Consider the following 6,804-nt stretch of genomic DNA (forward strand, 5'->3'; position numbering starts at 1 on the left):
TACTTTTGGCGAAGCAAATTATAACTCTTTACCATGCTGTTTAAAAAATACTCACGAAAGATCAACACGCCCTAGTGACTGCTTCTTGATATATTCAGTTCAGGCCTTCCTTTGAGTTGTACATTCTCAAAGTACTATGCCTTCTGCTGACTTCTTATTGCTCATCACACAACATCACTGCTGTATTAGTCTCTATTGAGACAAACAATAAGATCTCCCGAGATAAGACGTTGTTCTTTCCCTTGGCTGTGCCTGATTTACCACTACACACTTCTCGTCGAGGCATTGGACTATTCTATCTATGGCTAGGTTGCCCAAGTTGTAATGGCCTACTATCAGATTTCTGTTCGTCACAACCAAGTTTTGCCATTTGCTTCCTTCAGATTTCACCTCGCGGTGAACACCCTTGCATAGGCTAACGGTTCTCGCTCGACTGAGCCCGTAGAGGACTTTCACCTCCTAGATCAACGCCATGCTCGGCGCACCAAAAAAAAAGCTAGCCGATTAAGGCTAGCTTTCATAATTCAACTTATTTCCCGATAAATGAGTTCGGTCGTGATTAGTCCAGTAGAGACTTCACGTACTCAGCGATCTCAGAAACTTGGCAGTTTGCGAAGAAAAACTCTTGGAAGTGTGTGCCACCGATAGCCGCTTTCACTAGATCTTGATCTAGAGAACGAAGACCTTCAACAACATCTTTTGCAACTGCTGCTTTTACGTCGTTTAGGATAGCTGCATTTGCTTGTTGTGGAGCTGCACGCTCGATTGGGTAGCCTTCACCACGGTTACCAGTGAATGCTTTTTCGAAAATGTAACGAACATTTAGTTCACCAGCCCAACCAAAGCCTTTAGCGAATGCTAGAGAAATGGCGTTACCATTGTTGATTTGGTTAAATAGGAAAGCATCTGATGGCTCTAGTGCGTAACCACAAACAACACCAGGGTGTAGGTTGCTTGCCATCATTGCACCTTGACCTGTACCGCAACCTGTTACAACGAAGTCCGCTGCTTTAGAGTTAAGTACAAGGCTAGCTAGAATGCCTAGATGAATGTAAGTCAGATGGTGATCGTTCTCATCTGTCATACCTACGTTGAATACATCGTGACCAAGACCACCGGCAACGTTGTTTAGTTCACCTGCAACCATCGCGTTTTTTGGTGCTTGGCTGTTTTCCATCATTAGAGCGATTTTCATGGGTTTCTCCTGCAGTTCACACTGCGATAAATTAAATTTTATAAATTAAACGAAATCTTTTCTCATTGGAGTAAAGTTGTCGATCAATACTCCCGCTTCTAAGCATACACAGCCATGTTCAATACTCGGCTCTTTGTACATAGTGTCGCCTGCTTTCACGATTTTAGTTTCGTCACCGATTGTAAACTCAAACGCCCCAGAAAGAACGTAAGTAAGCTGCTCATGAGGATGATTATGCATAGCACCAATTGCACCTTTTTCAAAGTGAACTTCTACAGCCATCATATTGTCGTTGTGCGCAAGAACTTTGCGAGAAATACCATCGCCAAGATCTTCTAATTGAACATCATTGTTGTATACAAACATGAGTCACCTAATTGTTTATTATTTACTTGTTACAAGTGTTTGCCGTTGATCTCTAAGTAGGCGAAATATTGTCATCAAATTAATGCTGATAAGGGTCACTTCTAATAGAGTACCTCCTATCGAACCTACTAAAATATTGTTTATTAACCAACACGTTGCGCCAATTAAAAAGCCAATTCTCATCTGAATACCTTTCAGTACAAAGACAGAATAAGTCCCAATTATCGTCCCTAATATTGGCCAGAATTCCCAAATAGCGTTGGACAACCAAATGCCACTGACCAAGCTTATAAAAATAAATATTCCGGCAACCACTTTAGATGAAATATATATGGCAGTTGCACTTCTCAACGCAGAAAGCAAAGCACTCAACGCTGAAACTATCGAGCCTAACAATAAGTAATGAAGCATATGATTGAGATTAAATACAACCATAACGATTTTTAGCTTCCTATCATCTTTCTGATAGAAAGTTGAAATACCTAGAACAAAACTTATATAGCCTACAACTTGAGTCAAATTTAGATATTCCAACTATTACTCCATTACTGAATTTATCTAGGGGCTAGCGAGCTAACCAACCACCATCAACGGCGATCGTGTAGCCATTAATGTAGTCCGAAGCTGACGATGCTAGGAAAACACAAGGGCCAGCTACGTCAGTTGGTGTACCCCAGCGGTCGGCAGGAATACGCTCTAAGATAGCTTGGTTTCGTTCAGCGTCTTCACGTAAAGCCTGAGTATTATTTGTTGCCATATAACCTGGTGCGATTGCATTCACATTAATGTTATGGCGAGCCCACTCATTAGCCATAGCGCGTGTGATACCCATAACGGCACTTTTTGAAGCAGTGTAGGAAGGAACACGAATGCCGCCTTGGAATGAAAGCATAGAAGCGATGTTGATGATCTTACCACCGTTACCTTGTGCCATAAATTGCTTAGCAACCGCTTGAGACATGAAGAAAACTGTTTTTGAGTTGATATTCATTACGTCATCCCAATTTTGCTCAGAGAACTCTACAGCATCTTCACGACGGATGATCCCTGCATTGTTTACGAGAATATCAACTTGTCCAAACTCAGTCAGAGCTTTATCAATCACTGTTGGAATATCTTCTTGCTTAAGAAGATTTGCACGTACATCTAAAAATACATGTCCAGCGCTGCTCATTTTTTCAATTGTTTCTGTTGGCTCAACATAGTTAACGCCAACAACTTTACATCCAGCCTCAGCTAAACCGATAGCCATACCTTGACCAAGTCCAGTATCACAACCAGTAACAATCGCGACTTTCCCTTTTAGATTAAATGACTCTAGCATTTTGTTGACCTCAATTATGTGTTCACTTGTAGCAACCGATATCAGTTGCCTTCTTCATTTTGTATTACAATAAAATATATTTCCGCCCACTGCAAATAATTTTAAAACATCATTTCAAAAATATTCATCTCAAAGCGAAATGTGTGAACTGCGCATACCTGTGGTTCTTTTAAATTAAAAAGCCTTTTCATAATTAGTGAACAATGATATTATATCCTAATTTTTGCCTATTTCCTTCCTCCGATAACAAAGGAACCTCATTTAATGGATAAGTCCACTCAACCAGAAGCGGTATCTTCAGTTTTGAAAGTATTTAACATTCTCGAAGCTCTGGGAGATCAAAAAGAGATAGGCGTATCAGAGCTTTCTCAACGCTTAATGATGTCAAAAGCGACTACCTACCGCTTTCTACAGACCATGAAAACACTTGGATTTGTTTCACAACAAGGCGAAGCAGATAAATATTCATTAACATTAAAAATGTTCGAGCTCGGTTCTAAATCTCTTGAGTGGGTCGACATGGTAACCATTGCCGAAAAAGAGATGCGTATCGTTTCTGAAAAGACAAACGAAACCATACACTTAGGTGCACTTGATCACAGATCCATTATTTACGTGCACAAAATCGATTCAAGTCATTCATTGCGCATGCATTCTAGAATTGGACGTAGAAACCCTCTGCACACAACCGCTATTGGTAAAGTGCTTCTAGCAGAACGAGAAGAGAAGTTTGTACGTAACCAACTTCACGATGCTGAATTTGTAAAAAGTACTGAAAATACCATAGAGAATATTGACGAATTAATTGACGAACTAAATACGGTTAAATTACAATGTTTTGGCGAAGACAACGAAGAACAAGAACCCGGCCTTCGGTGTATCGCTTGCCCTGTTTATGATCGTTTTGGCACAGTAATAGCGGGAGTATCAATCTCTTTCCCAACCATTCGTTTTGATGAAGATAAAAAAGCACACTACGTCGAGCTATTGCATACCGCCGGTAGAAATATATCCAAACAACTTGGGTTTGATGACTACCCTATAAAGTAGACAACCAAATGTTTATACGAAAAGCAGCTTTCACAGCTGCTTTTTTATATACTAAATTCACATACTGAAACATCGTTTTATTACCTGAGGTAAACATGGGCACTTCTGTTACACCAAACATCAGTGATTTCTTAAGCCGAATAGACCCATTCGACAAGCTACCTGCATCATTAATGCAAACACTTGCGAGTTCAGTCATCGTTAAATACCTAATAGAAGGTGAAATCATTGAATTCAGCTCATTATGCCAAAAACGACATCTCTATATTATTCGCACTGGTGCAATGGAGCAGAAAACGCCCAACGGTGAGCTTCGTGCACGCCTTGGCGAAGAAGATCAATTTGGTTTTACCTTTCTAGAACCTCTCAAAAATGCTGAAGATGGCTATCAAGCCCAAGCTATTGAAGATACCTTGCTCTACCTTCTTCCTCACCACGAGGTGAAAAAAGCATGCGCTAATTACCCTGAGTTTTCCAACTACTTTGCATCACAGGCTAACGTTCGCTTAAATTCAGCAGTTGATTTTGTTTGCCGAAAAGAAGAAAAAGGGCTTTTTTTCCGTAGCGTCGAGGACGTCGCCAGTGAAAACATCACAATTATAGAGCACGATACTTCCATTAAAAACGTAGCTATATCCATGTGTGGCAATCAACGCAGCTCATGTGCGGTCGTAATGAGAGACGGAGACATCATCGGTATGGTCACCGACCGAGATATGACAAGAAATGTCGTTGCCGCTGAAATTGATACCAACCAACCTATCTCACAAGTCATGAATCCCTCGCCAATACTCATCCAAAGCGATGACAAAGTTATACAAGCCATCTCTCTGATGTTGCAATACAATGTTCGCTGCTTACCCGTCATCAAAGAGAGCAAAGTCACAGGGTTGCTTACAACTACTCACTTAGTGCACAATCATAAAACTCAGTCGTTGTTTCTTATTGAGAAGATCAAGTACGCAAATTCAGTCACTGCTCTTGCTGCACTCAAAGATGAAAAACAGATCATCTTCCAGGCATTAGTAGAAAGCGGGGTTAGCGCCGAAATTCAAGGGCAGGTGATGTCGATGATTATGGATGCCTTTACTCGCCGTATAATACAACTTACCGAGGATTTACTGGGACCAGCACCGTGCGAATACACTTGGATTGTGGCAGGTTCCCATGCTCGCAATGAAGTGCACATGCTCTCAGATCAAGATAGCGCTATCATATTGGCCAACAACGTCACTGATGGAGATATGCTCTATTTCACTCACCTCGCTATACGTGTGTGTAATGGGCTTGCAGCGTGTGGTTATCCATTATGTGATGGGAAGTACATGGCTGCTACACCAAAGTGGTGTCAGCCAATAACTCGCTGGAGGGAATATTATCAAAAGTGGGTTTCTAGCCCTGAATACAATCGGCTGTTAAACATTAGTGTATTTCTTGAAATTCGATCTATTCATGGTAATGCAGATTTTGTAGAGAATATTCAAAATTACATGCATGAATGTATCCACAACAATCCTAGATTCATTCCCGCTTTGGTGCGTGACGCCATTGAAACCCAGCCACCTCTAGGTATTTTTAATAACTTGGTGCTCGAAAAAGGGGGCGAAAACAGCAATACATTGAATATCAAGAAGTACGCGCTTAACTTGATCATCGATCTAGCAAGAATCTTTAGCCTAGCGGCAGGTGGTTCACTCACAGGAACCGAAGAACGCTTTCGTTACGCAGCGAAACACGGAACGATGTCTCAAGATAGTTGCGACAACATCATTGGCGCATTTCGCTTTATTACTCAAGTTCGATTCAGGCATCAACTGAATGCACTGAATATGGATAGTGAGCCAAACAATCATATCTACCCAGATAAAATCAGTAGCTTTGAACGTAAGCATCTTAAAGAAGCCTTTAAGATCATCAACGAATTACAAGATGTCGCCAAACTTAGATTCGTTAAAGGTGCTTGATCGTAATGTTCAATAAATGCTTCAGCAAATGGCTCATCTCATGGCTCCGTCATTCTGAAAGCCTCTCCCAAGAAAGTGTGCGACGTAATATTCGGTCAAACCCAATTTGGAGTATCCAACTTACTCAGTACCTTGAAACACCACAGCCAGAGCCAATGCACTCCATGAACGACATAGAGTTTATCTCTCTTGATTTTGAAACGACAGGTTTAGATTTCAACAAGGACAAAATTTTATCCATTGGAATTGTGAACGTCAGCCTAGATGGCATAGATCTATCGAGCAGTGAAGAAGTTTTTATCAAACACGGTAAGTTCATCAAAGCAGAAACTGCCCAAATCAACGAGATCACTCCAAAACAGTTACTCCAAGGAGTCGATCTTGATACAGCGATGGATTGGTTGCTTGAACGTATTAGAGGAAAGGTCGTTGTTGCTCACAGTGCTTGCATTGAAAAGCAGTTTATTGAGAGTTACTTGCACAATACATATAAGCTTTCCAAATTCCCTTGCTACTTCATCGATACACTAAAAATTGAAAAGCAATTTAGCTATGAAGGAAAATGTAATCACCACACTAGCTATCAATTAGATGACCTTAGACGACACCATAATTTACCCGTCTATTATTCTCACTCCGCGGCCAGTGACGCCGTTGCGTGCGCAGAACTTTTTCTACTGCAGTTTAAAAAATTTAAGCTTTTCAATACTTCAACCATTGGTGAATTATGTTGGCAACCCAATTGATAGAGACTCAAGAAGACGTATTTGAATTCATATTTTTTCCTGTCTCACATGCTCCTGTTAGGGTAACTCTGCTGAAATAAGAAAAGCAGAGCGTCAAGCGTATTCCAAGCCGATACTGGATGAACTTTACCAATGGATGACAACCCAGAAGGTGATAGG

The 6,804-nt window shown here is 40.9% G+C and carries 7 protein-coding genes; 3 read left to right on the top strand and 4 right to left on the bottom strand.

What is annotated here, in order from left to right:
* Positions 1-559: 559 nt before the first annotated feature.
* The 4 genes from Q1A70_RS18200 to kduD are packed head-to-tail and all read right to left on the bottom strand — an operon-like array spanning position 560 to position 2,885.
* On the bottom strand, positions 560-1,195 hold the full coding sequence (locus tag Q1A70_RS18200; protein WP_299694798.1) for an RpiB/LacA/LacB family sugar-phosphate isomerase: 636 nt from the start codon (positions 1,193-1,195) through the stop codon (positions 560-562).
* A gap of 45 nt (positions 1,196-1,240) precedes the next feature.
* Positions 1,241-1,561, bottom strand: a complete 321-nt coding sequence (locus Q1A70_RS18205; RefSeq protein WP_295899434.1) for a cupin domain-containing protein — start codon at positions 1,559-1,561, stop codon at positions 1,241-1,243.
* Between the two features lie 18 nt (positions 1,562-1,579).
* Positions 1,580-2,095: a YgjV family protein gene (locus Q1A70_RS18210; RefSeq protein WP_299694801.1), complete on the bottom strand. Its 516-nt coding sequence runs from the start codon at positions 2,093-2,095 to the stop codon at positions 1,580-1,582.
* Between the two features lie 31 nt (positions 2,096-2,126).
* Positions 2,127-2,885, bottom strand: a complete 759-nt coding sequence (gene kduD, locus Q1A70_RS18215; RefSeq protein WP_299694802.1) for a 2-dehydro-3-deoxy-D-gluconate 5-dehydrogenase KduD — start codon at positions 2,883-2,885, stop codon at positions 2,127-2,129.
* 264 nt (positions 2,886-3,149) lie between these two features.
* On the opposite strand from kduD, the gene kdgR reads away from it, so the two are divergent.
* The 3 genes from kdgR (at position 3,150) to Q1A70_RS18230 (ending at position 6,645) form a co-directional block, all read left to right on the top strand.
* Positions 3,150-3,935: a DNA-binding transcriptional regulator KdgR gene (gene kdgR, locus Q1A70_RS18220; protein WP_299694803.1), complete on the top strand. Its 786-nt coding sequence runs from the start codon at positions 3,150-3,152 to the stop codon at positions 3,933-3,935.
* Positions 3,936-4,030: 95 nt separating this feature from the next.
* On the top strand, positions 4,031-5,899 hold the full coding sequence (locus Q1A70_RS18225) for a DUF294 nucleotidyltransferase-like domain-containing protein (RefSeq protein WP_299694804.1): 1,869 nt from the start codon (positions 4,031-4,033) through the stop codon (positions 5,897-5,899).
* A 5-nt stretch (positions 5,900-5,904) separates the two neighbouring features.
* On the top strand, positions 5,905-6,645 hold the full coding sequence (locus Q1A70_RS18230) for an exonuclease domain-containing protein (RefSeq protein WP_299694805.1): 741 nt from the start codon (positions 5,905-5,907) through the stop codon (positions 6,643-6,645).
* The last annotated feature ends 159 nt before the right edge of the window (positions 6,646-6,804 follow it).

The organism is uncultured Vibrio sp. (assembly GCF_947488985.1).
In the GTDB taxonomy this organism is placed as follows: domain Bacteria; phylum Pseudomonadota; class Gammaproteobacteria; order Enterobacterales; family Vibrionaceae; genus Vibrio.

Excerpts from the sequence above, each read along its gene's own strand:
- Q1A70_RS18200 (WP_299694798.1), bottom strand. The coding sequence starts at position 1,195 with ATGAAAATCGCTCTAATGATGGAAAACAGCCAAGCACCAAAAAACGCG.
- Q1A70_RS18205 (WP_295899434.1), bottom strand. The coding sequence starts at position 1,561 with ATGTTTGTATACAACAATGATGTTCAATTAGAAGATCTTGGCGATGGT.
- Q1A70_RS18225 (WP_299694804.1), top strand. The coding sequence starts at position 4,031 with ATGGGCACTTCTGTTACACCAAACATCAGTGATTTCTTAAGCCGAATA.
- kduD (WP_299694802.1), bottom strand. The coding sequence starts at position 2,885 with ATGCTAGAGTCATTTAATCTAAAAGGGAAAGTCGCGATTGTTACTGGT.
- Q1A70_RS18230 (WP_299694805.1), top strand. The coding sequence starts at position 5,905 with ATGTTCAATAAATGCTTCAGCAAATGGCTCATCTCATGGCTCCGTCAT.
- kdgR (WP_299694803.1), top strand. The coding sequence starts at position 3,150 with ATGGATAAGTCCACTCAACCAGAAGCGGTATCTTCAGTTTTGAAAGTA.